Origin of the sequence: Shewanella inventionis (assembly GCF_019931735.1) — a bacterium.
GTDB classification, from domain to species: domain Bacteria; phylum Pseudomonadota; class Gammaproteobacteria; order Enterobacterales; family Shewanellaceae; genus Shewanella; species Shewanella inventionis.
On the sequence record NZ_CP082926.1, the window covers coordinates 1,771,233 to 1,796,278 of the forward strand.

A 25,046-nucleotide genomic window follows, 5' to 3' on the forward strand; every position below is an offset into this window, starting at 1 on the left:
GGAGACTCCTATGAAAAACAAAAAATTCTTAGCTGGCGAAGAAGCCGGTACTTACATCGTTCCTGAGCAGGTGACCGAAGCCGATATATTAGATATGGCGCTCAAGCTTGCTCGTGGTCGATTGAGTAAAGGTCGCAAAATTGAACAGCCATCGTCGGCGTTCTCATACCTGCAAACACTGATGCACGAGTATGAGCACGAAGTCTTTGGAGTGCTGTTTCTTGATACAAAGCATCGCGTTATTCGATTTGAAGAGCTGTTCAAAGGCACTTTAGATGCGGCGAGCGTGTATCCAAGGGAAGTAACAAAGCGTGCGCTAGAGCTTAATGCGGCAGCAGTGATACTGGTTCATAACCATCCATCGGGTGATCCTGAACCTAGTGAAGCTGATAAACGCATCACTCATCGACTCCGTGACGCCTTGTCACTTGTTGATATTCGAACGCTTGACCATGTTGTGGTCGCATCCGAGGGCTGCGTTTCGCTTGCCGAACGCGGTTATCTTTAATGAATGGGCGCATTGCCCATTCTCCTACATCACAAAAGCAGTCCCATCAACACACATCATCACAGCTCGAATTTCTATTTGAGTTTGATGATGCCCCAGTCACTTGGTCTGACACGGAAATCTGGCAGTTACGCGAAGGCATTCTATTGGATGCGATCCGAGTATTGCTGGATGGCCGTGTCAGTACTCGGTTGCGAAAGGATGTGTTGTCGTGGATTAAAAATGACGAATTAGCGCCATTTTGCTTTCGTGTTTGCGCGATGGCTGCGGTTGTCGATCCTGATGTGCTTCGTGATTCCATCATGTGGCTATTAAGACGACATGGTATCCAGCTTGACTAACGTTCCTGCATTAACCAAACGGCTTAATGCAGGACCCAAGCTGACTTTTACCACCAGTGGTAGGAGTCGGCTTTTTACTTAAGGAGGTTATATGGCGTTACCTTTACAAATTGAAACAGTAAGGCCATATCTTAACGATCAATGGCTTCAAGTATTAGCGGCATTGGTGCCAGAACTTGATGCCGCTATTGCTCGAAAAGGCCGTCATGTGGCTTGTCCTGTTCATGGCGGTCGTGATGGCTTTAGGCTTTTCAAAGATGCTGAATATACCGGTGGTGGCGTTTGTAATACCTGTGGTATCTTTCATGATGGCTTTGAACTGTTGTCTTGGATTAATGGGTGGAACTTTGCTCAGTCTATTGAAGCAATTGGCCAAGTTCTTGGTATTCAACCCGGACAAATACAAGCACCTTCTCGGGTAGTAACGCGTAACGCTGTTGATTGGAAGGCTAGAAAGCAGGACGAGGACAAAGCGATTATCCATCGCTTGAATCAAACCTGGGGAGAAACGCTATCTCTTGCAGATACTCGTGCGCAACCAGTTTGGAACTACTTGCATCGTCGTGGCATTGTGACGCGGCTTCGTCCTGAATGGGATTCGGTGCTGAGGTTTCATCCAAGCTTGCCTTACCATGATGAAGATGGTCTGTTTATCGATAGCTACCCAGCGCTGCTAGGTAAAATCGTTACGCAGCAAGGGCGTTCGGCCACGTTTCATCGGATCTACCTAAGTGAAGATGGATTCAAAGCGCCGGTTGAAAAGCCTAAAAAGATGATGCCGATACCAAGTGACAGAGCAATCACTGGAGGTGCCATTCCGATAGGTGAACCTGGTGGAGTATTAGGTGTTTCTGAAGGCATCGAAACAGCTCTAGCGGTTACCAGAGCTACGGGACAAACATGTTGGTCGGTTGTGAATGCAACGCTACTGGCTAGGTTTGAACCACCAAGTAATGTGAAAATGCTGTACATCTGGGCAGATCACGATCTCTCTGAGACCGGCCTGAATGCAGCGAATGAACTCAAGAAAAAAGCCTGGCAGAAAGGCATTCTGACACAAGTCCTGATCCCTCCGATACCAACGTCACTTGGCGTGAAAAGTTGGGATTGGAATGATGTGCTGAATGTTTACGGTGCCATGGGCTTTCCGAAAGTTCATATCTGATCCAAGGGGCTTCGGCCCCTTTTTTTGCGCCTTGCATATTTGAAAAAACATGGAGAATGAAAAAAAGATAACCAATAGGAGAAATAAACATGATGGTATTAACCCTGTTAACAAAGCAGATTGATGGTGAGTTTACGGTTTACTGGAAGACCGGAATTCGAAGAGGTGGCGAGCTAAAGGTCAATTTAGGTGAGCAATACGACAAGCTACCTGAGCAGCAAAAGCCAATTGCAGCTGAGCTCTATGCTATTCATCACCTCTTGTCAGTGAAAGAAGTGATGGGCAGTAACCGAAGCGGCAATGGGCTTCAAATCCGAGTCAGTAAAGGAGCCATCAAAAAGTTACAGAAACAACGCTCAACTCAGCATTCACTGTACATCCTGACTAGGTTTTTGCTTACTCGATACCAGGAAGCACAGATCTCGGTAGAGAAACGGGACGATTGGCTCTCACATTCCTTCGAAGAATACAGCGTCGATAATGCTACAGTGAGAGAAATCGATGAGGTCATCAACGTTCCGAACATTGGACCTGTCGTGGTGACTCGTCATGCACTGGAACGGTTTGTGGAAAGGCTTTCAGACGGTGTACCTAAGCATCCTTGGAAGGCTTTGTGCACAAAGCTGTTATGTTCTGCGCTAACTAAAGCCGAGTTACCAGAAAGCGTCGTTACTAAAAAAGCAAAAAAATATGCACAAGAGGCCGAATTCTGGCAGCACGTGGAGAGCAAGATGTACTTTGTTATGATTACGGGTGACTCAATGAAGACATTGGTTACGGTTTTTGCAGTAAAGTAAGCTAATGTAGTATTCGCACTTTATGAATATTACTTATGTGCCAAAAGCGGACATTACTAGTTTAATCAATCACAACTCAAGGTTGTTTTACATATTGTTAATATTCACTAAAATAGTGACAGCAATATCGAAATTAACTATGTTAGTGGCAAGGTATGCAGTTTGTCGCTGTTCCAGTTAAAGATCTGCACTTTAATGCACATTAAAGTGCAGAATAGAATCTATGTCTTATCATTATCTAATGTATGTAGTCTCTAAAGAGTACACTTAAGTTAAGCTTTAATTTAATAATCAGTGATATGCTTCGCGTCTCTTATTTAGCGATCGAGGATTGCTCTTTTCTTTCGCAGACTCATTATCTTAGTGATAGTAAATGAATAAAAAAATTAAACATGAGTACCAAATCAGTATGCGCTCAGCCATGGAGGCTGAACAAGTCAATGATTTAGACAATGCGTTTAAGTCTCTTGAAAGAGCGCATATTTTAGGGCAGAGATATTTTATACCGCACATAGCGACGCACTGGCAGATGTTACGAATTGGGCTTAAACGCAATGATAATCGCGAGGTTATTGGTCAGATCGTCCGTTTGATAGCAACGGTTCCGGGTTTTATATTTGGTTGGGTTCCAAGGGGAAATCCTGGAGGCGCGAATATCTCTGCTTTAAAGCCAGTGCCCTTGCCAGCTGACTTGCAACCCTTGCTAGCTGACAGCCCCATTTGGCGGGATGTCTTAATACGCCTGACTATTTACGCGGTTATCGTTTTAATCGTATTAGCATAAACACCCATACTATTGCCAAAACGTTCTTCGCTGCAGCCCAATGCTGCAGCGAAGCAGGTTAATGATTATTCCGTTTGCTGTTTGCGGTTATCGTTTTTGTGCACCCAATGATATAACACGGGCAATACCAACAATGTCAGCAAGGTTGACGAAATAATACCGCCAATCACCACTGTCGCCAGCGGGCGCTGCACTTCAGCACCGGTGCCAATATTAATCGCCATCGGCACAAAACCGAGGCTCGCGACCAAAGCGGTCATTAGCACAGGGCGCAACCGGGTAAGCGCGCCTTCCGTTATCGCTAACAGCAAGTCACCTTTCTCACGCCAGAGATCGCGAATAAAGCTCAGCATCACCAGACCGTTCAACACCGCTACGCCTGATAAGGCGATAAAGCCAATGCCAGCAGAGATTGATAAAGGCATACCCCTCAAATACAAGGCCAACACACCACCGGTGAGCGCCAACGGCACACCGCTGAAGATAATCAACGCATCTTTAAATGACGCAAAAGCCATCACCAGAATACCTAAAATCAGCAGCAACGTAACAGGCACCACAATGCTAAGGCGCTGACTGGCGGACTCCAGCTGCTCAAAAGTACCACCATAGTCCAGCCAGTAACCGGCTGGTAATGTAACGTCACGGTTGATTTGGGCCTTTACCTCTTCTACAAAACTACCAAGGTCTCGCCCGCGCACATTCGCGGTTACCACTACCCGGCGTTTGCCATTTTCACGACTAATTTGCGCCGGCGCAGGCGACACATCTAAGGTAGCCACTTCCTGTAACGGTACAAAGTCCCCATTTGGTAATGGCACCGGCAACACCGCCAGTTTGTCCAGATCGCGACGCAGGGTTTCCGGCAAGCGCACAATCAGCTCAAAGCGTCTGTCACCTTCATACAGAATACCGGCCGACGTACCTCCAATTGCCGCTGATACCCAGTCCTGTAGTTCAACCACATTTAAGCCGTAACGGGCAAGCGCAGTTCGGTTGGGGATCACCGACAAGGTTGGCAAACCAGTGACTTGTTCCACTTTAGTATCCGCAGCACCTTGCACCTTGTTGACGGCTTGCAGAATTTGATTAGCGCTTGTAACCAGCTGATCTAAATCATCACCAAATACCTTAATACCCAGATCTGCTCGTACACCGGAAATCAGTTCATTAAAACGCATCTGAATAGGTTGGGTAAATTCATAGTTATTGCCCGGCAATGTCGCCAAAGCAGCTTCCATTTCAGTGACCAATTGGGCTTTGGTTTTATCCGGATTGGGCCATTCACTGCGCGGTTTTAATATCACAAAGTTGTCAGCCACATTGGGTGGCATCGGATCGGTCGCCACTTCTGCGGTACCAATTCTGGCAAACACTTTATCAACCTCAGCAAAGGTTTTGATCTTCTGCTCCAGAATTTCCTGCATTGCAACGGCTTGTTCTAAGCCGGTGCCCGGAATACGCATGGCATGTAAAGCGATATCGCCCTCATCAAGCTGAGGCACAAACTCTGCCCCCAACGTGGTCGCCAACCACAGACACACACCAACCAGAGCACTGGCCAAACCAATCACCAGCCAGCGAAATTTGAGTGCCAGCGCTAATAGCGGTGCGTACAGGGTTTTAGCGCCTCTTATGACCGCACTTTCTTTTTCACTGATTTTACCATTTAAGAACACCGCCACAGCGGCAGGCACAATGGTCAGCGACAACACCATAGCGGATAACAGGGCCATCACCACAGTCGCTGCCATAGGATGAAACATTTTACCTTCGACACCGGTCAGCGAAAAAATAGGAATATACACGATAGTAATAATGGCCACACCGAACAAACTGGGCCGGATAACCTCTGCAGTTGCCAGATACACCGTATTTAAGCGCTCTTTTAGCGGTTGGATACGGCCGTTGTGCTGTGCCTGCGCCAGGCGGCGAACCGCATTCTCGACAATAATCACCGTACCATCAACAATTAAGCCAAAATCCAGCGCACCCAGGCTCATCAGGTTGGCAGAAACGCCGGCTTGTACCATGCCGGTAATGGTCATCAGCATTGATAGCGGGATCACCGCCGCAGTGATTAACGCCGCCCGCAGGTTGCCCAGCAGGATAAACAACACTACGATCACCAGTAATGCGCCTTCCAGCAGGTTTTTACTGACGGTTGCAATGGCTTTATCCACTAAGGTGGTGCGATCATATACGGCTTCAGCAATAATACCCTCTGGCAGAGAGCTTTTGATCTGCTCCAGCTTTTGCGCGACATCGCGTGCCACTGTGCGTGAGTTTTCACCAATTAACATCATGGCTGTACCCAGCACAGCTTCTTTACCATCCTGGGTTGCCGCACCGGTTCGCAGCTCTTTGCCAATGGCAACATCGGCAACGTCACTCAGCTTTACCGGTATGGTGTCGTATTGCGTAATAATGACATTAGCAATGTCATCCAGAGAGGTTAACTGACCGGGCGAGCGTACCAGCAGTTGCATGCCCTCACGTTCAATATAACCGGCACCCCGGTTGTCATTGTTGGCTTGCAGGGCCAGTTCAACATCCTTAATACTCAGGCCATAATTAAGCAGTTTCAGTGGGTCGGGTAACACATGGTATTGCTTGTTGTAGCCACCAATGCTGTTTACTTCCACCACACCTTTAACCTGTGCCAGCTGAGGTTTTATTATCCAGTCCTGGATTTCCCGCAGTGCCATGGCATCGTAAGGTGAACCATTTTGTTGCAGCGCGCCCGGCTTGGCCTGCACCGTATACATAAAGATTTCACCAAGACCGGTTGAAATAGGGCCCATTTCAGGCTCTATGCCCTCGGGCAACATATCCTTGATAGCGCTTAACCGGGTGTTGATTAAATTGCGGGCAAAGTAGATGTCCGTGCCTTCTTCAAACACCACCGTTACCTGTGACAAGCCATAGCGTGACAATGAGCGGGTATAACTTAAATTGGGTAAGCCATACAGGGCAGTTTCTACCGGATAGGTAATACGCTGCTCTGCTTCAAGTGGCGAATAACCTGGCGCCGCCGTGTTTATTTGCACCTGAACGTTAGTAATATCCGGCACTGCATCAATCGGTAACTGTTGGTAGCTCCAGCTACCAATGGCAATAATCAACAGTGTCAGCGTTAAAAATAGATACCGCCTCGCAATAGCCAGGCGCAACATGGATTCAATCATAGTGCCCCCTTAATGATCATGCTCGGCTTCAGATTTTTCAATATCCGCTTTTAACAGATAGCTATTTGTCGTGACATACCACTGGCCGGGCTTTAAACCGGCAATCACTTCGACATAATCCATGTCGCTACGGCCAAGCTGCAATGGGGTAAAGACATATTCGCTATTGTTTTTTACGAAGACTCCGCTTTTATTGTCCAGTATTTGAATGGCCGATTTTTTAACGGCAAGCTCAACGTTGAATTCACCGCTTATCACAGCACCTTCGATCAATTGCCCGGACGACAGTTTACCGTCACGGTTATCCAGCTTAACTCTGGCCAGTTGATAGGGCTGGGTTAATGATGGGATGATATGCGCAATTACGCCGTTAATCTCAGTGTCAGCGGCCATAATGACCACTTTTTGTCCTGTCGCGACAGCATCTTGTTGTGACGGGTACAGGCGAAAATCTGCCCACAGGCCGCCAAAATCAGCAATGCTAAACAGCGTCTGCTGCTGTGCGACTTCACCAACATTGGCGCTGCGCTGAATAATAACGCCGTCAATTGGCGCTTTAATGGTATAGGTATTTAAGCTCTCATTTGACTCGACAACGGCCAGTACATCGCCTGCTTTTACGCTGTCACCCAGCGAGAATTTCACCGAGGTAAGAATACCGGGAAAACGGGCATTAACATGGCTGATGCGGTTTGGATCAGCGCTAAGCTTGCCATAAACAACCTGATGTTGGCGTAATCGCTGGCTGTCAGCACGGTCTGTGACAATATTAACTGCCGTAGCCATATCATCACTAATGCGGCTGCTTAGGGTTTCGTTGTGTTCATGCTCGTCGTTTTCGTCGTGCCCTTCATGCTCATTGTGTTCTTCATGTTTTTTGTGCTCTTCATTTTTCTTAGTGTCAGATTGCGGCTTTACCGCTTGTTCTTTGGCATGGACGTGAGCTTGTTCTTGCTCATTGGCGGCTATTACATGCATCGGCATCAGCCAGGCTGCAATAAACATTGCCAGTGTTACATGTGGTTTCATAATGCTATCTTCCTGTATGTTCTGTTTGCCACGTCGCACAGTTAATGAAGTGCGGCAGCGGGGCAATAATCTTGTCAGTTACTGCGTTACCGGCTCGGCGGTAAGCTGTTCAATCGTCGCCTGGCTCAATAGCACCGCAGTGGCGGTTTCCAGTAAGTGTCTTTTTGCCTGCAACAATTCTTGCTGGGCATTAAGCCAATCCTGATAATTTGAGCGCCCGCGCTGGTATGCATCACGGGTAAGATCCAGCGCTTGTTCCAGGTTGGGGATCACGTACTGCGCCAACTGTTGGTGACTGGTAATAAATTGCTGTCGTTGCGAGTACGCATCAAACAAGCGTTCATGCAGGATCAGTAAGCTATCCTGCTGTCGATACTCGACATTGTTTCGCTCTGCCAGCGCAGCTTCGATGGCTGCACTATTGCGACGTTCAGCAAATAACGGCACTGAGATACCAAAGGTAAGGCCTGTATCATCACTGGCCTGATAGCGTCTTACCCCTACCTGCCAACTCAGATCGGCGCGATTCTGGCTTTGTGCCAGTCGCACTTCAGCGTCTTTTAACCGACGTTCAGAGGCAAAAATGGTTAACGCCGGCGATTGTTGCAGCCGCTGATACAGCTCAGCAAAAGGGCGGCTTTGGCCAAAAGCAAACAAGTTACCTGCCACAACGTTAAAGTTGGCGCTGGTATCACCCCAAAAACGTGCTATGGCTATTTTTTGCCGCTCAATGCGCTGCAACAGGGCGTCCCGCCCGATCTGAACCTGCGCCAGTTGCGCCTTTGCCCGCATGATTTCAGCATCTGACAAGGCACCGCTGGCAGCACGTTTTTCAGCGCTTTGCAGCAGGGCTTCTGAGAGCGCTACGGCCTCTTCTGTCAGTGTCAATTCCTGCTGGCTGGCCAATAGATTAATATAATTGCGGGTAAGCTCTGCCAGCACATCCAGGGTTTGCGCCTGTTGCTGCCATTCAAGAGTATTGAGCCTGGCGTCTACTACCGCAGCGCGCCATTGAGCTTTATTATCCAGCTCTATCACGGAAGATAAGGCGATTGTCAGCTCAGCACCGGCCAGCCCTCTGGCCTCTCCGGTGCCCGCAACATTCTCAAGCTCTACACCGAGTTGATAACCGGGTTTAAGGCTTTGCAAATCACGCTCTGCAAACAGACGCTGTTGCGTAAATTTAAACTGATGCAGCTGAGGGTTGTGTTGCAGCGTTTTATCTATTGCCTGTTGTAATGTCAGTGTTTGCGGCTCGGCACGTAGCGGAAGCGCGCAAAATACCGCCGCCAGTATTGCTGGCAGCATTAGTGTCATACGCATGGGTATGCTCCTGAAAGTTAATCGTTAATAAAAAAAGATAAACAAGCAGGATCAGATTTTTGGCGGCGGCACCGGTGGGCGATAGCTAATGAGGTTTAACCCTGGTTGGGTAGCGGCTATAACGCTGTCACGGAAGTTAAGCACCTCCATGCCCTGAAAAAAAGCGATATAGCAGGTGACATGAGCATGATTACTGTGTTCGTCGGTATCATGCTCAGAGTTATGTTCAACGTTATGTGCAGTGACTTGCTCACTGCTTACGTCGAAAAGGGTATCTGAGTGGCAGTGTTCATGTTGCAGGTCAGTGTAGGTATGGGCATGATCGGGCAAATGCATAACTAACGCATCACAGGCCATCACGGCATGATTCAGCATAGTCAGCAACAGTAATAATAAGCCTGATGTACGACCTAACATAAATCCCTCAGTAAGTTAGCGCTATGGTAGCGCTATTGCGACTTAACAACAAGCTACGCTTTTAGCTGTAAAATCCTGCGCGCACCATTGAGTACAACTAATCCAATGATGAACCCTATTACCAGATCCGGATAGCGTGACCCGGTCCAGGTGACTAATAATCCGGCCAAAATCACCCCTGCATTTGCGATAACGTCATTTGCAGAAAAAATCCAACTGGCTTTCATATGCGCGCCGCTTTCTTTTTGTTGATGAATTAACGAAAGACAGATCACATTAGCAACCAAAGCAATAGCGCCCATAATTAACATCAACGTCGACACAGGCTCGCTACCAAACAGGTAGCGCCGTATCACCTCACTGATCACCCCTAAGGCTAAAGCCAATTGCAGCCAGCCGGCAAGCTGTGCGGCGTTTAATTGAACCTTGCTACTACGCCCGACTGCGTATAGCGCAACCCCGTATACCGCTGCATCGGCAAACATATCCAGAGAGTCAGCTATTAACCCGGTTGATTGGGCCAGCCAACCGGTCACAAACTCTACTGCAAACATCACCGCGTTAATGCCCAGCAACCACTTTAAAATTAACCCCTCACGCTGCGAACCTGATGCTGTGGATTGTCTGGCCTGCGTTACCTCTTCGTGTTTCACCGGCCCGGTCTTTGTCAGCGATGCGCCCAGCCCTAAGCTGTGCATTTTTGGTGTAATTTCATTGGCATTAACTGTGTGAAAAACGCGAACCTGCCGTTGTGGGATATCAAACTGTAACAGAACACCAGGCTCAACTGTTTCCAGTGCCATACGGATCAAACGCTCTTCGGCAGGGCAGTCCATTTTAGGCACCCTAAATTCACTAAGGTAGGCATATTTTGCATGCTTATCAGGTGCATCAACGGCGCTATTTTCACTGTTGCCCGTTTCGCTACACTTATCATTGGAACAGCATTTTGGATTCATAACCGATAAACCTTGGGTTGTTATGGAACATAGTTTAAAGTCTATAGTAACTATAGAGTCAATAGGCCGCAGCATGATAATAAAAATTGGTGAGCTGGCAAAAATCTCCGGCTGTTCTGTTCAAACTATCCGTCACTATGACAAGGAGCAGCTTCTTTCGGCGAAAATACGTAGTGATGGCAATTTTCGTCTCTATGATCAGGCCGACATCGAGCGACTGCTATTTATTAAACACTGCCGGAGTTTAGATCTGAGTTTGGCAGAAATTCGTCAGTTACTGAGTTTGAATGACTCGCCAATGTCGCAGTGTGATGATGTCAATCAGATGATTGAACAGCATATCGAACAGGTAGAACGTCGCATAGCGGATTTAACGCAGCTTAATAAACAACTAAAGGCTTTACGTCTTAGCTGCAACTCGAAGCGCACGGTAGAGCACTGTGGTATTTTAAAACAACTGAATGAAGCCGTTAGTCAAACCAACTAAGTTGTTATCAGCAATAAATAGGAGAGTCTTAATGCACCAGCACAACCATTCACATATCAAAGACGACAGCGACAACCGGATCGCTATGGCTTTTTTTCTTAATGTGGGTTTTACCCTAATTGAGTTTATCGGCGGTTGGTTAACCAACAGCACAGCAATTATGGCAGATGCAGTGCATGACCTGGGTGATAGCTTATCTATTGGCAGTGCATGGCTGTTGAACCGGCTTGGCCGAAAGTCTGCAAACCGACAATTTACTTACGGCTACCGCAGATTGTCATTGTTTGGCGCCTTAATTAACGGCTTGGTATTGATTGCCGGATCGGTTTGGGTACTGACTGAGGCAATACCGCGGCTGGCTAACCCGGTAATGCCAGTGACAGAGGGAATGCTGGCTTTAGCTGTGCTGGGTGTTGCAGTCAATGGCTTTGCCGCTTACCGCTTGAGCAAAGGAAATACACTGAATGAAAAAGTGCTGAATTGGCATTTGCTTGAAGACGTTCTTGGGTGGGTTGCAGTTTTGGTTGTGGCTATTGTGCTGCAATTTGTGGATTGGCCTATCCTTGACCCTTTGCTTTCTATTGGTTTCACCTTATTTATTTTGGTTAATGTTTTACGAAACCTCAGCACAACTGCGCGTTTATTTCTGCAAGCCGCGCCAGATAGCAAATTGCAAAATGAAATCCAAGATACTTTGCTGAAAATTGATGAGTTAGACAGCATTCATCACCTGCATCTCTGGTCGCTTGATGGTGAACATCATGTACTCACCGCACATGTGGTAACCAATGCCAGCAAGGCATTTACTGCAAACCATTATGCCGATATTAAGCTGCGTATTGCTAACGCATTGGAGCAGTTTGATTTAGCACATACCACGATAGAACTGGAGTTAACACAAGAACATTGTCGGGATGAATTCCCGGATAAGGTGCAGTGAAGTGACCGTCATTACAACGTTAGGTTTATTTATCATTACTGCAATAGCAGAAATTGTCGGTTGCTATTTGCCTTACTTGTGGCTGAAAAAAGGAGCTTCAGCCTGGGTGCTGTTACCTGCTGCAATCAGTCTGGCATTATTTGCCTGGTTGTTAACGCTTCACCCAACGGCTGCTGGACGTGTTTACGCGGCTTATGGCGGAGTATACGTAACAATAGCAATAGTCTGGTTGTGGGGAGTAGATGGCATTCAACCACACCGCTGGGATCTGGCTGGCGTGGTGCTAATGCTCGCAGGCATGGCAGTGATCATGTTTGCGCCGAGATAAACAATTTGTTTTGAGCACGGTATTACGAAAAGAAAGACTTAGGTACTTTTATCATTTATAGCAATGGTTTTTCTGTTCTTGATTAAGAATTTTTCAGAATACATTGTGTATCAAATGTTAGTCGCCCACAAAAATGGTTACAGCAGTGCCTGATTTACCTATTTTTTTACAAGGTGTACGCTTTGTTACTATTTCAGTTAAAAAGCTGCACTTTAATCACTATTAAAGTGCAAAATGAAACCATGCTCATTTTATTGACGCTAATGTCAGCTTTTCGCTCAAAGCGGTCCAATCATAAATTTGGCTCGTTAAAATTAGCTGTTGTTACTGGTCACAACAGCTAGTCAGAAAAACACACGATTCATTCATCTATCTGGCCAATCGCTCTTACCGGGATCATTAGCATGTTAGCTCTATGAAATTTTCTGGAGCTGACAATGAGAACCCCCTTGTTCCCTTGGTTCATCCTATGGGTGACCATCCCAATCATTATTTTCTTTCTATTCATCCTGCCCGCCCATGCTAGTGATGGGCAATTCTATCAGCGTGGTCAGGAAGGCTGGTTTTGGTATCAGGTCATTCCTGAGCCAGCGGAGGATGAAGAGCCTATAAAGCCGGAATCAGGTGCAGCAGAGTCGAGTCAGAGCGGGCTAAAGCCTTTCAGTGCTGCCTGGTTCCGAGAGCACATGCAGTCGTTCATGGACAAGGCAATTGATGAGCCGACGAATGAGAATGTCAGAGCCTATCTGTATCTCCAGCGAGTCATGATGGATAAGGGCTCACAGTTTGCTGATGTTAGTCAGCAGGTTGTCATGGGCGATCCTGTTTTGGATGAAATCAGTCGTAGACCCTTGGCGACCTATGCTGCCAATCGGATGGATCGAGAAGCTGGCGCTCAACGGGATGTTGCTTTAGGTGAAGTAGCAAAACGGGCTGGCTTGTTCTTCTTCTATCGTTCGGATTGCCCTTATTGCCATGCTCAAGCGCCTATCATCGAATCCATGGCTTTGAACTACGGTTTCGAGGTGTTTGCTATTGCTGTCGATGGCTTGCCTTTACCAAGTGGAGAATTTCCAAATTACAAAGTCGATTCAGGACAAGCTCAATCCTTGTCCGTTACGACTGTTCCTGCGGTTTTCTTAGTTGACCCGCCTAATGTCATCACTCCGATTGGCCAGGGCGCAATGAGCCTTGATGAGCTCAATAATCGAATCATTCTTGCAGCCCATCAAGCCGGTTGGATTGACGATCAAACTTACTATGCCACCAGACCTGTTCAGCCCGGCGTTTCACTCGCGATGTCAGCCCAAGAGCTTAACGAAAAAATATTACAGGACCCTGAGTTCCTTGTTCGCTATCTGCGTGCACAAGGAGGGTTATAACGATGAAAAAAGTATTCCAAGTATCGCTAATCGCCTGTGCGATTGGTTTTTCATCTATGAGCCAAGCAAGCTTGCAACAGGAGATGAATCAGTTGTTTGGTTCAATGACCAACACCACTGCGCCTGGTGTATTCGAGAGTCAGCGGCGTGGCGTTATATCTGGTGGAAGTGTTGTTGTTCGTAACAGGATCATGAACGAAAACCTCGTCTCTATGGTGCCTCCGTCATTCCAAGCTGGTTGTGGCGGCATTGATATGTTCGCTGGAAGTTTGTCATTTGTTAACGCGGATCAGTTTGTTCAATTACTTCGCTCTGTAGCGGCAAATGCCAAGGGGTACGCATTCCAATTGGCGCTCAGTGCTATGTGTGAGAAATGCTCCCAGCACATGGAGACACTGCAAAAGAAAATCCAGCAGTTGAACGAATATTTTGGCAATTCCTGTCAAATGGCTCAGGGAGTCGTGAACGATACTCTGGCTGCTTTTGGTAAGAAGGGGCAAACAGAAGCCAGCATGTTGAGCTCTCTCAAAGGGGCTGGAGACGTTTTTACCAGTTGGAGTGAGTCCAACGGTAAGAACCCTTATGAGAATGCTTCAAGTGTCGCGGCATCTGATGTGAACAAAACGATTAAAGGTAACTTGGTCTGGCGAGCACTGAAACGTCACTCGGCATCAAGCTGGTTTGCATCGGGGGATGATCGTTTTCTTGAAGCGGTTATGTCGGTGACTGGCTCGATCATCGTTGGTGATTTAGCGAATGCGGCTGATGGTCAAGGTAAAGCCCCAAAACTGACCAGACTGAATGGCAATAAAGTGACTATTGAGCATCTAATTCATGGCGGTAACGTCGCTATGTACCGATGTGACACAGTGACACAAGACGGCTGTCTAAATCCGACAATCGCTAACGTGACCCTAACCGGGTTATCAACTCAGGTCGAAAATTTACTTCTTGGTACAGGTTCTAGTAACGGCATTATATTTAAGTTTGCTCGGAATACTGGGGCAGCTAGCACCACCGAAAAGGCTTTTATGACCTCGGCTCCTGCAAGCATTGGCGGCATGATTCGAACACTTTCAGCATTAAATGAAGGGGCTGCTAGGTCGTTTGCTTCAAGAGCTGCGCCATTTATTGCTGTTGAGATGGCCCGGGCATTGGTTGAAGACATGCTCAACGCAGCTAGAAGCACATCTGGTGTGGAAGATCATGCCTATGCGAAGTTGTTAACCGAAGACCTTGAACGTGCACGTCGCCAAATCAATGAGGAGTACGCTGCGTTGCAGCGAAGATACGGCTCAGAGCAAGAATTGCTGGCGCATTTTAACCAGGTGATTCAGACCATTCGCAAACAGCGTTATTACACCGTTAAATCTACGGCGCTGGGGGAATAGGTCATGTGGGAAATCTATTCCATCGGGGATTCGGCTTTTTTAGAGCAGGTCCTGAACGCTGTCGCGATGATCACTGGTACAGGCGATTTTACTTCAATGGTTCGCATTGGCTTGCTCATTGGGGTATTGATGGTCTCTGTTCAGGCCTTAATGCAAGGTGGTCGTGGGATTAACTTTCAACACGTCTTAGTCTCATGGCTAGTCTTTGCAACCATGTTTGGACCCAGTACCCGAGTGAGCATTGAGGATGCGTACACGGGACAAGTTCGAGTGGTTGATAATGTGCCCATCGGTGTTGCTGCCGCAGGCAGTACGATTTCGACTGTTGGCTTTCAAATCACGCGATTGTTTGAAACGGCGTTCTCAACTCCCGCCATGACGGAATACGGCTTTGCATCCAGTTTACAGTCACTGATTAAAGTGAGAAAACAGGTGATGGATCGCTCTGGGTTGGGTGATGCAAATCGTGTCGGTGGCTCAGATATCGAACAATCGTGGTTTAACTACATCAAAGAATGCACCTTGATTGGCATCGACATAGGCCAAAAGAACCTAGATCAGGTGCTAAGTGATCCTAACCCGATGACTGCGATTAGGTTTGATTCGCGCATTTATGGCACGCGCATCATGCTAAGTGGTAGCAGTAGCGATTTGGACTGCACCGATGCCTATAGCCAGCTGAAACTCATGACAGAATCAACCTTCATTCCAAGGCTTAAACAGGTTTTGTCAGCCTCATTGGGGACTTCGTCAGCAACGGATACTGATGACGTGATCCGAAATGCACTGAATAACCTTGGTTTGGCTTCGGTTAACACCCAAGAGTACATGACCGCGTCGGTGCTTTTGCCTATTTATGAGCAAAGCGTGACGGGCAAGTATATGGATGATCAAGCTTTCACCGCAGCCGTGATGGTTAACCAAGCGATTGAGCAGCGCAATACGCAATGGGCGGCGGAGCAGACCCTGTTCCAAAGTATCGTTCGTCCGATGATGACGTTTTTTGAGGGTTTCATTTACGCCATCACCCCATTGATGGCCTTTGTGATTGCCCTTGGCCAAATCGGGATGCGAATGGCCGGGAAGTACTTGTTAATCCTGCTTTGGATTCAACTTTGGATGCCTGTCATGGCCATCATTAACCTATATATCCATTTAACCGTTGCTGGGAAAATGTCGGCTCTTGATGCCTTTGCAGGTACAGAAGTGCCATCTTTTGCTGGGATGATGCAGATGGATTCAGTGCTGCAAACCTGGATAGCTACTGGCGGCATGTTGGCGTCGAGTGTTCCGGCGATTTCGCTCATGCTCGTGTATGGCTCAGCAATAACCGCTACCCACTTGGCTGGACGTCTTCAAAACGGTGATGCCATTGATGAAAAGATGGCAAGTCCAGATGTCGCGAAAAATGCCCCGGTGATGCAATCACAGTCAATGTTCCAAAATTCAGCCCTCACAGGTTCTGCAATGACCGGTGCGTCAAACTTACTAAGCAGTTTCTCTGTCGGAAATGCGGTGGGTTCAATGGTCGGTTCTGCAAAAGAATCCATGACTCAGGCAACTCAAGCCTTTAGCCGTCAAGTTGGCAATACCATGAGTCGAACTTTTGGTGAAAAGCTAAGTTACGACAACCTTTCTTCGGTTGGACGTCAGATCGGTTCTTCGAATTCCGCATCTAGCGCCGTTGTTAATCAGGTTACTGATGACCTGCAAACACGGTATGGTTTCGGAGACGATAAAAAAGACGCTGTACGTGGCTTGGTATCGGGCGTGCTATCGGGAGGCCTAAGGGTCGGTGGCGATGGAACTATTACTAATCCCGGTGAGAAAGAAGTTGCTGATAAGGGCTTTCTTGGAAGGCTTCTTGGTACTGGCGGCAATGATTCTCCACAGGGCAACTTGCCAGGAGTCGATAAGCCAGACTCATCTCGTGTACCAAAACTATCAAGGGTACGAGCAGGCTTGGATTTAGGTGGTAACTTTAGTGGCCAAGTTGAGTCATCAGAGGGCAGTTCTCGATCTACGACCGCAAATACGCTCACTGGGGAGATGCGAAGCTTGGCATCAAGTGATTCACGACGTGCTGAGTTTCGCGATGCGATGGTTAAGGACCTTTCAGATTCAAGACGCTCTGGCGTTGAGATGTCGTTGTCTAATCAAGACTATCAGTCACTTCAGAGTTCAGCACAAGACGTTATCACGGCATCAAACCGCTTTAGTGAGCTTGATCAGGCCAGCTACAGTCTATCAGGACAAAGGAACACGGATGGTGCGACGTTAACTCGATTAGCAGCGGATAATCCTGAAGTCATGGATTATTTAGGTCGCTATATGAACCAGCATGTTGAAGCAGGTAACCGATTACGTGAAAACCTTCCAATGTATCAGCGCTTGCTACCTGATGATAATCAGGCGTATGTGGCCGCAGCTATGGAATCTTTAACCTATAGCAACTCCTCGACGCCCGCTGAACGAGACAATGACTATCAAGCAGCAATGACTGTTATGGCCATGGCTACCGGAGCCGATTTACGATCTATTCAGCCACGCTCTAATGAAGGCTTGTCATCAACTGCACCTACTTTTGGTGGCACTCAAAGCCAAGTTGAATCCGGTGTATTGGGCGGCTACGAGGATGCTGCAACTGTTCAAACTCAGTTCAACGCAGCTCAATCGGCTTACCAAACTAATTTGTCTGGTGTTGATGGACAACTAAATGCGCATCAACAACAAGCCCAACAGACCGTAGTTTCTGACACAAGTACCTATCAATCTGGACTAAACAGTGAAGCTGGCTCTCAGTGGCGATCTCGCATTATGGCTGATGATAGCGGAGTTTCTGGTGCTGAAATGTTCTTCAACAGCGCCAGTGCTATTGGTGACTTCAGTGGCAAGCATACTGATGCAGCACTGCATACCTTGAATCACTTTGGCGAAGACTATGAGAGTTACAAGGAGCAAGCACTTGCAGAACCTGGCTCACGAGGTTTCTTGCACAATGCAACTGTGGCCAGCAAATCAACATGGGATGGGTTAAAAGCAGCCGTTGATGCCGGAACCTCTTTGGAAAACCCATTGACGGCGTTTAATGATGCATACAGTGGATCGAGTTCGCAGTATGCCTCCGAAGTAAACTGGGGTACTAAGTCTGAAGCCATGTTGGCTGGGGCATTCGGTGCGGCAGTTAACAATCGATATGGTGAGTTCTTAGAACAGTACGCCGATGATTTTAAACAGGAAGCATACAGCGAAGGGCAGAGAATGGGATTGACCCCGATTCAAAGTCAAGTGTTCGCTCAAGCTTTCAATGAAGGTTTGGCGGGGCGCGTTTTCAACTCTGAAGACTCATCGAGTTGGTCGCCTGAAATGCTTGATCTAAGGGAGCAAATGCTAAATGACTATCGTCAAAAGGATGAGAGTGGCGCTTACATCCCTGACAGTGTGTCCGAAGAAGATAAAGCATTTGTGGATAAGCAGATAGCGGTGATCTCAAATGCATCCCTTGCGGGAGATTATGCTCAGAACAACTTGATCGATATTAGAGCCTATAACCAGGCATCAGGAAGGAACTGAAAATAGAAGGTAGCCGGCTTGTGGTGGGCTGGCTATTTTTTTGGCTTTTTGGGATACCTTGGATAAAAGCCATCAAAAAACGAATGGAGCTTATACCAATACCATTTTTCTTCAATGCTCAAAGTTCTACCCGAATCTTTAACTTGGCTGCTCAAGAATCTAATTCCAGTACAAATAGCTATGAAAAAGAGTCCCAAACCAACAATTGTCCAACTCGCTTGCCAGTATGCGATTGCTAAAAGCATCGTGATGATGGCTATTAGGCCGATGGGGTTACAGGTCGCTTTGAATCCCAAGTAGCCGAAAAAAACGACGGTGCAGAACAGAAATGGTAAAGCCGCTAACTTGGCTGATGCTGTTAATATTTCTGATGGGAAAAAATGAGCCGTAGCCAAAGTCGCCAGAAAAAGCCCCAGTGATATAACCCAGCAGCGTGCTGGTAAAGATTTAAGTAAGTTTGTCATCTTAGTACTCTCAAAGTGCACGGGCGGTGCACAATCAAATCATGCATCAGCATGTTAGTTCTCAAAAAGTGCTCTAGTGGTTTGCTCTGCCATAATCTCACACACAGGGCATTTAAGCTGAATGCGCTGTTGTGATACCGTCAAATACAGACTGCCGCATCGACACCGGTGTAAGGATGCAAGCTGTGATCTTAAATCACGAGCTAGAACCCAACCTTCATTGATGGTCAGTTTTTTCCAGGGGATCTCAGCAGGAAGATCTGCTTCTTCTCTTGCAACCAAGTACGCATCATAAGCCTTCATCAAAGCATCTATATTTAGTTGCTTGTAGACATTATCACCACCAATATTGACATAAAGCGCCATCAGCAGGGAGCCTTCAACTAAGGCTCTTCTGCTTTTAACAATGGCATCAGATTCAGGTAATTGACCAGGACAAGGTGATTTGCCAGTCACTTCTTTGTGAAGCCTTCTGATAATGTGGATTGGCAAACCAGTATCGAGCGCGATAATGGTTGTTCGAAATCCGTATTTAATAAGTAGCGAGGCTCGGGTAAACAGCTCACTTTTGGACAGGTTATCAATCATGCATCCCCCTTGTTGTTTAGGGTTGATAATAAATAAGCGATTCTTGGGATACCTGTGCCTTTGCTCTTCACCATCTCAATCAGTTGGCTTTGGTTACCCCTTGGTTGAAACAGCATGAATGATGAGGTCGCCACTCGTTGCAGGTCATCAACACCAGCATTAATCAAAGCATCAACCACGTCGCGTGTAAGTCCAAAGCGCAAGACGGCCTCTTGCGGATCAATTCGCGCTAATTCTCGTGCTGCGTGTAGGTACGCCAAATTTAATTGATAGAAGTCTTGTTGATTGGTTGTCATTGACGGACCTCCAGTTCATGTAAAATATTGCGATAGATAGAAAGCACTCTTTGCCCATACCAGCGTGCACGCTCTTCGTTCCAACTGTGATAGCGGCCTATGCCAAGCTCTAAATCATTTGGTGAAGACTTGATTGCTTCGGCCAAAATACTTGAGCCGACGGTAAGGTTGGTGATGGGGTCTAGCAGTTCCGCTGCTGAGCTCACTCGATGCCCATGCCAATGCAAATTGATTTGCATTAGGCCAATATCGAGCTGATATTTTTCAGTCTCTTGCAGTGCTTGGTTTAACAGTTTCTCTGCTTCTGTCTTAGATTTGGCATAGGTTGCGTTTGAACCATTGCGAATTGCGTATGGCCATGGACTGGTCATGTTGAGACCTCGATTTGAGGCCGACTCAGCCAAGGCAACGGCGTAGAGCATGACTGGATCAATACCAACGCTTTGTGCTGCTTTTTCCCACTGATAGCCCGGAAACGCATAAACTGAAGTGCTTGCGGACATGGCTATCACTAGGGCAATGGTTTTTGATTTAATCGTTTTCATTTTTGTCCTCTAATTGATTTCCGAGAAGCGCCTGAATGGCTTTCGGGCTTATTCTTTTTAATGGCACTGCGCTAAAGTCGGTGATGCCTCTTGTATAAACTTGTGCTGCTTTTGACCAGTCGCCCACGGCAACCGGCGCTTGCATATCAAATCCTTTTTGCTGGTTCTGATGGTCTGCAATACCTTGTAATAGCCTTGGGTATTCACCCACTTCGTCCCGCAACAAGTAAGCCTGGTAGCGTGTTAAAAACTCTTTTTGTTTAAAGGGGTATTCCCTGTCATCTACCTTGCAGAGTTCAACCCATCCCCCCATGTCTGAAATAACGCGGTGAATAAGCGCATCGTCAAACATCACGGATGTCCAAGCGCCAACCTGACGAACAGCCTTGTCAACTTTGTTCCAAGCAACCATGGCTCTTGAACCCGAGTTGCCATCGATATGCTTGATGACGTCAGCGGGCTTTGGAAAAAATTGCCCAGTATCCGGTGATTGAATATGCCGAGTCAGACCGATTCGCACTTCTTCAATGCTATAAGCACGAAGGGCTTCAAATGCGATGGATAGCAATTGTGGTGATACGCTTTTGCCATACATGGCCCAAGCAGCTCCCCAAACTTCAGCAAACTCGCGTTTATCAACCTCCTGCACTTGAACGAACCTCCCGAATACCTGGTCCGGCCCAGCTTTCAGCAATGCGGCGATTGCTTTCTTCAATGTTCAACTGGTGATTGCTGCTCTTTAGGCTCGTCGATGATTGCTGTACTTCATCAATGCGAACGTACTCGTCTTCCCATTGCCGGTTTAAAAGCCAGTTATGTGGCATAGGGGTCTTAGTCCGATCTTGATACTGCAATCGGTTGTCTCGTTGCTCTTTCCAGCGTGTTAGCACTTCCAAGGCGAGTTCATGGTCTTCATTGAGGCCCATGCGTAGCCATTCTTCTTTGGCTTTCGCTTTTTTTTCTTTGCGTATTTGTACATCCCAGAAGTCTTCAAACTGTATGTGGTCAACAGTTTTAACTGTTGCTTTATTGCTTCTCTCAGAGTCATCCGACCGTTGAGAGTCCCTTACCGGGTTGCCATCAGGCATAAACAATGATGAAAATTCTTCTGGTAGCCGAGCTTGAAAAGCGGCAAGAGATTTCAAAAGCGATGCCATACCAATGAAGTCGGCAGGTACATCTTTAAGCAACCGAAAGGCTGCCTTACCTTGGTTTGGGTTTTCGATTGGGTTGTGCTTCAGAAAGCTTCGAATCAAAGTCCAACCAGATTCCTCGCAACGAATCAGGAACTGATCTTGTTCTAACTCACTTAACGCCTTGGCAACCTGTTGCTCATCCCAGTTCAAGTCAGAAGCAACGTAACCAATCGGCAGTCGAAAGCAGCCAAGCAAATTACAATGCGGGCATGTAAGCAAGTACAGTCCTAGCAACTTCGCTGAGTCACTCCAGGACAAAACATTTTGCTTTAGCCAAAAGCGGGTATAGACCTTGCCATAATCACGCATGGAGGTACTCGCTTTTGTGTTTACGTAAAATGCTGACCATTACTTGCCCTTAATCCTACTGGTTACTGGCTTTCAGCTCGCTTGGGCATTCGGGGTAGATGTCCGGTCTTAACTGGGATCGGGTTACCTGTCCTTGCGTAGCTTGTTCGATGGGTAAAACGAATTCAGCGGGAACACGCCCTGATTTATTCAACCAAAACCAGACGTTTTGCTGTTTTGAGTTGATGGCTCGTGCTAATGCTGATTGCCCGCCGACCAAGTCAATGGCACGGCGGAGATGTTTTTGTGTCGTGTTGAACACTTCCATACCGTCTCCTGTTACAATAATAACTGTTACAAGATTGAATGTTACAGTTTAAACTGTAGATAAGTCAACAGTTAAAATTGTTGAAAGGCTACAGTTTTATTTGTAGAATACGGGCTTATGAAAACTTTATCCGAACGACTAAACCATGCCTTGCAGCTTACTGGGGTGACTCAGTCTGAGTTGGCTCGACGCATTGGTATCAAACAGCAGTCGATCAGCCAGATTTGCTCTGGTAAATCGGCTAGGTCTCGTTACACCATGCAGATCGCGGAGGCGCTTCGCGTGAATGCTCATTGGCTCGCCACAGGTGATGGCGAGATTGGCTTGGGGGTCGGTAATGTAGAAGTTGGGCCTGACATTAAGGGAAGAATTCCTCTCATTAACTGGGTTCAGGCCGGTGATTGGACTGAAATAGCGGAGGGATTTGCCCATGAAGATGCTGAGGAGTGGCGTGAAGTCACTGGGAAAGCACATGAGGGTTGTTTCGCACTTCGCGTAAAAGGCGACAGTATGGAAAATCCAAGCGGAAAAAAATCCATACCTGAGGGGGCAGTGATCGTTGTTGATCCTGAGTTACCTTACTCTTCAGGTTCATTGGTTGTTGCGCGTTTGGATGATTCGAAAGAAGCAACCTTTAAGCAGTTGGTTATTGATGGTGAACAGAAGTATCTAAAACCTTTGAACCCGCAATACCCTGCAATACCGATCAACGGCAACTGCACCATCATCGGTGTAGTACGACAAGCTATCATCGATTTCTGGTAGCGAAGGAATTTGTGGTTTAGCCACAGTTGTTCATTAGCTGAAGAAGCAACGATTGCAAACAGCTACAACTGAGCATTGGTGCACGCTGAGAGTAAATGGTAACCGATTAGATAACCATTGATTGTTTATAAAGTCAAGATCAGCGAAAATAGCGGCCAATTACGATTAACACGACGGATTTGACAAGCGAAGAACTGAAAAGAGAGTACTTCCAAAAGTGTGTACAAATCCGTGTACAAACTAAAAGAATTTATACATGGCAAACCAAGATTTTCTTAATGAAATCAATAAGCGAAGGACCTTTGCTATCATCTCGCACCCCGATGCGGGTAAAACCACCATCACCGAAAAGGTACTATTATTCGGACAGGCTTTACAAAAAGCCGGTACGGTAAAAGGTAAAAAGTCAGGTCAACACGCTAAATCTGACTGGATGGAAATGGAAAAAGACCGTGGTATTTCGATTACTACGTCTGTGATGCAATTTCCATACGGTGGCGCACTTATCAACTTACTTGATACACCTGGTCACGAAGACTTTTCGGAAGATACTTACCGTACTCTTACCGCTGTAGATTCTTGTTTAATGGTTATCGATTCTGCTAAAGGTGTTGAAGACCGAACCATTAAGCTGATGGAAGTGACTCGCTTACGCGACACGCCTATTGTGACATTTATGAATAAATGTGACCGTGATATTCGTGATCCGATTGAGTTGATGGATGAAGTTGAAGACATTTTAAAAATGGCTTGTGCACCTATTACCTGGCCTATTGGATCAGGTAAGGACTTTAAAGGTGTTTATCATATTTTACGTGATGAAGTGATTTTGTACCAAAGTGGTATGGGACACACTATTCAAGAAGAGCGCATTATTAAAGGTTTACATAACCCGGAATTAGATAAAGCGCTTGGATCATATGCTTCAGATATTCGTGATGAAATGGAGTTGGTGGCTGGAGCTTCGCACGTTTTTGATCAAGAGGCATTTTTAAAAGGTGAACTCACACCTGTGTATTTTGGTACCGCGTTAGGTAACTTTGGTGTTGATCATATACTCGATGGTATTGTTGAATGGGCACCAAAACCTTTACCCCGTGAAACTGATGTCCGTGAAGTGTTGCCCAATGAAGAGAAATTTTCAGGATTTATTTTTAAAATTCAGGCAAACATGGATCCTAAGCACCGAGACCGTGTTGCATTTATGCGAGTGTGTTCAGGTCGATATGAACAAGGCATGAAAATGCATCATGTGCGTATTGGTAAAGATGTTAACGTGAGTGATGCGTTAACCTTTATGGCGGGTGATCGAAACAGGGCTGAAGCGGCATATCCTGGTGATATTATTGGTCTGCACAATCACGGTACCATGCGAATAGGCGATACATTTACCCAGGGCGAAAAAATTCGTTTTACTGGCGTGCCTAACTTTGCGCCAGAAATGTTCCGCCGAATTCGATTAAAAGATCCATTAAAACAAAAGCAATTGCTAAAAGGCTTAGTGCAGTTATCTGAAGAGGGCGCTGTACAGGTATTTAGGCCCATTGACTCAAATGATTTAATTGTTGGTGCTGTTGGTGTTCTTCAGTTTGAAGTGGTTGTTGGACGCTTAAAAAGCGAATATAACGTTGAAGCGATTTACGAAGGCATTAGTGTCAGTACTGCCCGTTGGGTTTACTGTAAAGATGAGCGTAAACTTGAAGAGTTTCGTCGCAAGTGTAGTGCTAACCTTGCACTCGATGGTGGCGATAACTTAACTTATATTGCACCGACTATGGTTAATTTAAACCTGTCGATGGAACGCTACCCTGACATTGAGTTTGCTAAGACACGTGAACACTAGTTGTTAAGTTTTATGTTGAGTTAATGTAAAAAAGGTGGCTTTGCCGCCTTTTTTATTGTGTTTTTAAGGGGCCTGTCACAGTAATTCTTATAGTTGTGTGAGGTGAAGATAAATAATCGGT

Annotated in this window: 25 protein-coding genes; 13 read left to right on the plus strand and 12 right to left on the minus strand. The window is 46.6% G+C overall.

Annotation, left to right across the window (positions count from 1 at the left end):
* Positions 1–10: 10 nt before the first annotated feature.
* The 5 genes from radC (at position 11) to K8B83_RS08040 (ending at position 3,595) form a co-directional block, all read left to right on the plus strand.
* On the plus strand, positions 11–508 hold the full coding sequence (gene radC, locus K8B83_RS08020; RefSeq protein WP_000791199.1) for a RadC family protein: 498 nt from the start codon (positions 11–13) through the stop codon (positions 506–508).
* Positions 508–849, plus strand: a complete 342-nt coding sequence (locus tag K8B83_RS08025; RefSeq protein WP_001014427.1) for a hypothetical protein — start codon at positions 508–510, stop codon at positions 847–849. Before radC ends, K8B83_RS08025 begins: the two co-directional genes overlap by 1 nt.
* Positions 850–940: 91 nt before the next feature.
* Complete coding sequence (locus K8B83_RS08030) at positions 941–2,014, plus strand: DUF7146 domain-containing protein (RefSeq protein WP_223419533.1); 1,074 nt, start codon at positions 941–943, stop codon at positions 2,012–2,014.
* Between the two features lie 89 nt (positions 2,015–2,103).
* Positions 2,104–2,811, plus strand: a complete 708-nt coding sequence (locus K8B83_RS08035; protein ID WP_223419534.1) for a hypothetical protein — start codon at positions 2,104–2,106, stop codon at positions 2,809–2,811.
* 373 nt (positions 2,812–3,184) lie between these two features.
* Entirely contained in the window at positions 3,185–3,595 is a 411-nt protein-coding gene (locus tag K8B83_RS08040; RefSeq protein ID WP_008985542.1) for a DUF3703 domain-containing protein, read from the plus strand.
* A 65-nt stretch (positions 3,596–3,660) separates the two neighbouring features.
* Here the strand turns inward: K8B83_RS08040 and K8B83_RS08045 are convergent, their stop codons facing one another.
* From K8B83_RS08045 to K8B83_RS08065, 5 genes are all read right to left on the minus strand, one after another.
* Positions 3,661–6,783: an efflux RND transporter permease subunit gene (locus tag K8B83_RS08045; RefSeq protein ID WP_008985543.1), complete on the minus strand. Its 3,123-nt coding sequence runs from the start codon at positions 6,781–6,783 to the stop codon at positions 3,661–3,663.
* Between the two features lie 9 nt (positions 6,784–6,792).
* Positions 6,793–7,812, minus strand: a complete 1,020-nt coding sequence (locus K8B83_RS08050; RefSeq protein WP_223419536.1) for an efflux RND transporter periplasmic adaptor subunit — start codon at positions 7,810–7,812, stop codon at positions 6,793–6,795.
* 78 nt (positions 7,813–7,890) lie between these two features.
* Positions 7,891–9,135, minus strand: a complete 1,245-nt coding sequence (locus K8B83_RS08055; protein ID WP_223419538.1) for a TolC family protein — start codon at positions 9,133–9,135, stop codon at positions 7,891–7,893.
* 51 nt (positions 9,136–9,186) lie between these two features.
* Positions 9,187–9,552: a cobalt transporter gene (locus K8B83_RS08060; protein WP_223419540.1), complete on the minus strand. Its 366-nt coding sequence runs from the start codon at positions 9,550–9,552 to the stop codon at positions 9,187–9,189.
* 53 nt (positions 9,553–9,605) lie between these two features.
* Complete coding sequence (locus tag K8B83_RS08065) at positions 9,606–10,511, minus strand: cation transporter (RefSeq protein ID WP_011918388.1); 906 nt, start codon at positions 10,509–10,511, stop codon at positions 9,606–9,608.
* Positions 10,512–10,584: 73 nt separating this feature from the next.
* On the opposite strand from K8B83_RS08065, the gene cadR reads away from it, so the two are divergent.
* The 6 genes from cadR to K8B83_RS08095 all read left to right on the plus strand — a co-directional run bounded on the left by cadR (position 10,585) and on the right by K8B83_RS08095 (position 18,612).
* Positions 10,585–10,998: a Cd(II)/Pb(II)-responsive transcriptional regulator gene (cadR, locus tag K8B83_RS08070; protein ID WP_008224336.1), complete on the plus strand. Its 414-nt coding sequence runs from the start codon at positions 10,585–10,587 to the stop codon at positions 10,996–10,998.
* 31 nt (positions 10,999–11,029) lie between these two features.
* Positions 11,030–11,938, plus strand: a complete 909-nt coding sequence (locus K8B83_RS08075; protein WP_126824463.1) for a cation diffusion facilitator family transporter — start codon at positions 11,030–11,032, stop codon at positions 11,936–11,938.
* Positions 11,913–12,266 carry a YnfA family protein gene (locus K8B83_RS08080; RefSeq protein WP_211172941.1) on the plus strand — a complete coding sequence of 118 codons (354 nt, stop codon included), beginning with the start codon at positions 11,913–11,915 and terminating at the stop codon, positions 12,264–12,266. Before K8B83_RS08075 ends, K8B83_RS08080 begins: the two co-directional genes overlap by 26 nt.
* Positions 12,267–12,703: 437 nt before the next feature.
* Entirely contained in the window at positions 12,704–13,648 is a 945-nt protein-coding gene (locus K8B83_RS08085) for a thioredoxin family protein (protein WP_001260106.1), read from the plus strand.
* Positions 13,649–13,650: 2 nt separating this feature from the next.
* Complete coding sequence (locus K8B83_RS08090) at positions 13,651–15,039, plus strand: conjugal transfer protein TraH (RefSeq protein ID WP_029628494.1); 1,389 nt, start codon at positions 13,651–13,653, stop codon at positions 15,037–15,039.
* A gap of 3 nt (positions 15,040–15,042) precedes the next feature.
* A complete protein-coding gene (locus K8B83_RS08095; protein ID WP_223419541.1) occupies positions 15,043–18,612 on the plus strand; it encodes a conjugal transfer protein TraG N-terminal domain-containing protein in 3,570 nt (1,189 codons plus the stop codon).
* Between the two features lie 32 nt (positions 18,613–18,644).
* Here the strand turns inward: K8B83_RS08095 and eexS are convergent, their stop codons facing one another.
* From eexS to K8B83_RS08130, 7 genes are read right to left on the minus strand one after another with little or no spacing between them, the layout of a single operon-like run.
* Complete coding sequence (gene eexS / locus K8B83_RS08100) at positions 18,645–19,076, minus strand: entry exclusion protein EexS (protein WP_223419543.1); 432 nt, start codon at positions 19,074–19,076, stop codon at positions 18,645–18,647.
* A 54-nt stretch (positions 19,077–19,130) separates the two neighbouring features.
* Positions 19,131–19,664 (minus strand): FlhC family transcriptional regulator, encoded by a 534-nt coding sequence (locus K8B83_RS08105; protein WP_000566753.1) that lies wholly within the window; start codon positions 19,662–19,664, stop codon positions 19,131–19,133.
* On the minus strand, positions 19,661–19,960 hold the full coding sequence (locus K8B83_RS08110; RefSeq protein WP_000210563.1) for a flagellar transcriptional regulator FlhD: 300 nt from the start codon (positions 19,958–19,960) through the stop codon (positions 19,661–19,663). The genes K8B83_RS08105 and K8B83_RS08110 overlap by 4 nt, the downstream gene beginning before the upstream one ends.
* On the minus strand, positions 19,957–20,505 hold the full coding sequence (locus K8B83_RS08115) for a lytic transglycosylase domain-containing protein (protein ID WP_223419544.1): 549 nt from the start codon (positions 20,503–20,505) through the stop codon (positions 19,957–19,959). Before K8B83_RS08115 ends, K8B83_RS08110 begins: the two co-directional genes overlap by 4 nt.
* The gene (locus K8B83_RS08120) at positions 20,492–21,154 is read right to left on the minus strand and encodes a DUF6475 domain-containing protein (RefSeq protein WP_032081042.1); all 663 of its coding nucleotides are present in this window, start codon (positions 21,152–21,154) and stop codon (positions 20,492–20,494) included. The genes K8B83_RS08115 and K8B83_RS08120 overlap by 14 nt, the downstream gene beginning before the upstream one ends.
* Positions 21,141–22,010: a hypothetical protein gene (locus K8B83_RS08125; protein WP_223419546.1), complete on the minus strand. Its 870-nt coding sequence runs from the start codon at positions 22,008–22,010 to the stop codon at positions 21,141–21,143. Before K8B83_RS08125 ends, K8B83_RS08120 begins: the two co-directional genes overlap by 14 nt.
* A 55-nt stretch (positions 22,011–22,065) precedes the next feature.
* A complete protein-coding gene (locus tag K8B83_RS08130; RefSeq protein WP_000451746.1) occupies positions 22,066–22,317 on the minus strand; it encodes a helix-turn-helix domain-containing protein in 252 nt (83 codons plus the stop codon).
* 117 nt (positions 22,318–22,434) lie between these two features.
* Between K8B83_RS08130 and K8B83_RS08135 the strand changes: the two genes are divergently transcribed.
* Both K8B83_RS08135 and prfC read left to right on the plus strand, forming a co-directional pair.
* The gene (locus tag K8B83_RS08135; protein WP_000854920.1) at positions 22,435–23,082 is read left to right on the plus strand and encodes a LexA family protein; all 648 of its coding nucleotides are present in this window, start codon (positions 22,435–22,437) and stop codon (positions 23,080–23,082) included.
* A 256-nt stretch (positions 23,083–23,338) separates the two neighbouring features.
* On the plus strand, positions 23,339–24,925 hold the full coding sequence (prfC, locus tag K8B83_RS08140) for a peptide chain release factor 3 (RefSeq protein ID WP_188738637.1): 1,587 nt from the start codon (positions 23,339–23,341) through the stop codon (positions 24,923–24,925).
* The last annotated feature ends 121 nt before the right edge of the window (positions 24,926–25,046 follow it).

Excerpts from the sequence above, each read along its gene's own strand:
- radC (WP_000791199.1), top strand. The coding sequence starts at position 11 with ATGAAAAACAAAAAATTCTTAGCTGGCGAAGAAGCCGGTACTTACATC.
- K8B83_RS08025 (WP_001014427.1), top strand. The coding sequence starts at position 508 with ATGAATGGGCGCATTGCCCATTCTCCTACATCACAAAAGCAGTCCCAT.
- K8B83_RS08030 (WP_223419533.1), top strand. The coding sequence starts at position 941 with ATGGCGTTACCTTTACAAATTGAAACAGTAAGGCCATATCTTAACGAT.
- K8B83_RS08035 (WP_223419534.1), top strand. The coding sequence starts at position 2,104 with ATGATGGTATTAACCCTGTTAACAAAGCAGATTGATGGTGAGTTTACG.
- K8B83_RS08040 (WP_008985542.1), top strand. The coding sequence starts at position 3,185 with ATGAATAAAAAAATTAAACATGAGTACCAAATCAGTATGCGCTCAGCC.
- K8B83_RS08045 (WP_008985543.1), bottom strand. The coding sequence starts at position 6,783 with ATGATTGAATCCATGTTGCGCCTGGCTATTGCGAGGCGGTATCTATTT.
- K8B83_RS08050 (WP_223419536.1), bottom strand. The coding sequence starts at position 7,812 with ATGAAACCACATGTAACACTGGCAATGTTTATTGCAGCCTGGCTGATG.
- K8B83_RS08055 (WP_223419538.1), bottom strand. The coding sequence starts at position 9,135 with ATGCGTATGACACTAATGCTGCCAGCAATACTGGCGGCGGTATTTTGC.
- K8B83_RS08060 (WP_223419540.1), bottom strand. The coding sequence starts at position 9,552 with ATGTTAGGTCGTACATCAGGCTTATTATTACTGTTGCTGACTATGCTG.
- K8B83_RS08065 (WP_011918388.1), bottom strand. The coding sequence starts at position 10,511 with ATGAATCCAAAATGCTGTTCCAATGATAAGTGTAGCGAAACGGGCAAC.
- cadR (WP_008224336.1), top strand. The coding sequence starts at position 10,585 with ATGATAATAAAAATTGGTGAGCTGGCAAAAATCTCCGGCTGTTCTGTT.
- K8B83_RS08075 (WP_126824463.1), top strand. The coding sequence starts at position 11,030 with ATGCACCAGCACAACCATTCACATATCAAAGACGACAGCGACAACCGG.
- K8B83_RS08080 (WP_211172941.1), top strand. The coding sequence starts at position 11,913 with ATGAATTCCCGGATAAGGTGCAGTGAAGTGACCGTCATTACAACGTTA.
- K8B83_RS08085 (WP_001260106.1), top strand. The coding sequence starts at position 12,704 with ATGAGAACCCCCTTGTTCCCTTGGTTCATCCTATGGGTGACCATCCCA.
- K8B83_RS08090 (WP_029628494.1), top strand. The coding sequence starts at position 13,651 with ATGAAAAAAGTATTCCAAGTATCGCTAATCGCCTGTGCGATTGGTTTT.
- K8B83_RS08095 (WP_223419541.1), top strand. The coding sequence starts at position 15,043 with ATGTGGGAAATCTATTCCATCGGGGATTCGGCTTTTTTAGAGCAGGTC.
- eexS (WP_223419543.1), bottom strand. The coding sequence starts at position 19,076 with ATGACAAACTTACTTAAATCTTTACCAGCACGCTGCTGGGTTATATCA.
- K8B83_RS08105 (WP_000566753.1), bottom strand. The coding sequence starts at position 19,664 with ATGATTGATAACCTGTCCAAAAGTGAGCTGTTTACCCGAGCCTCGCTA.
- K8B83_RS08110 (WP_000210563.1), bottom strand. The coding sequence starts at position 19,960 with ATGACAACCAATCAACAAGACTTCTATCAATTAAATTTGGCGTACCTA.
- K8B83_RS08115 (WP_223419544.1), bottom strand. The coding sequence starts at position 20,505 with ATGAAAACGATTAAATCAAAAACCATTGCCCTAGTGATAGCCATGTCC.
- K8B83_RS08125 (WP_223419546.1), bottom strand. The coding sequence starts at position 22,010 with ATGCGTGATTATGGCAAGGTCTATACCCGCTTTTGGCTAAAGCAAAAT.
- K8B83_RS08130 (WP_000451746.1), bottom strand. The coding sequence starts at position 22,317 with ATGGAAGTGTTCAACACGACACAAAAACATCTCCGCCGTGCCATTGAC.
- K8B83_RS08135 (WP_000854920.1), top strand. The coding sequence starts at position 22,435 with ATGAAAACTTTATCCGAACGACTAAACCATGCCTTGCAGCTTACTGGG.
- prfC (WP_188738637.1), top strand. The coding sequence starts at position 23,339 with ATGGCAAACCAAGATTTTCTTAATGAAATCAATAAGCGAAGGACCTTT.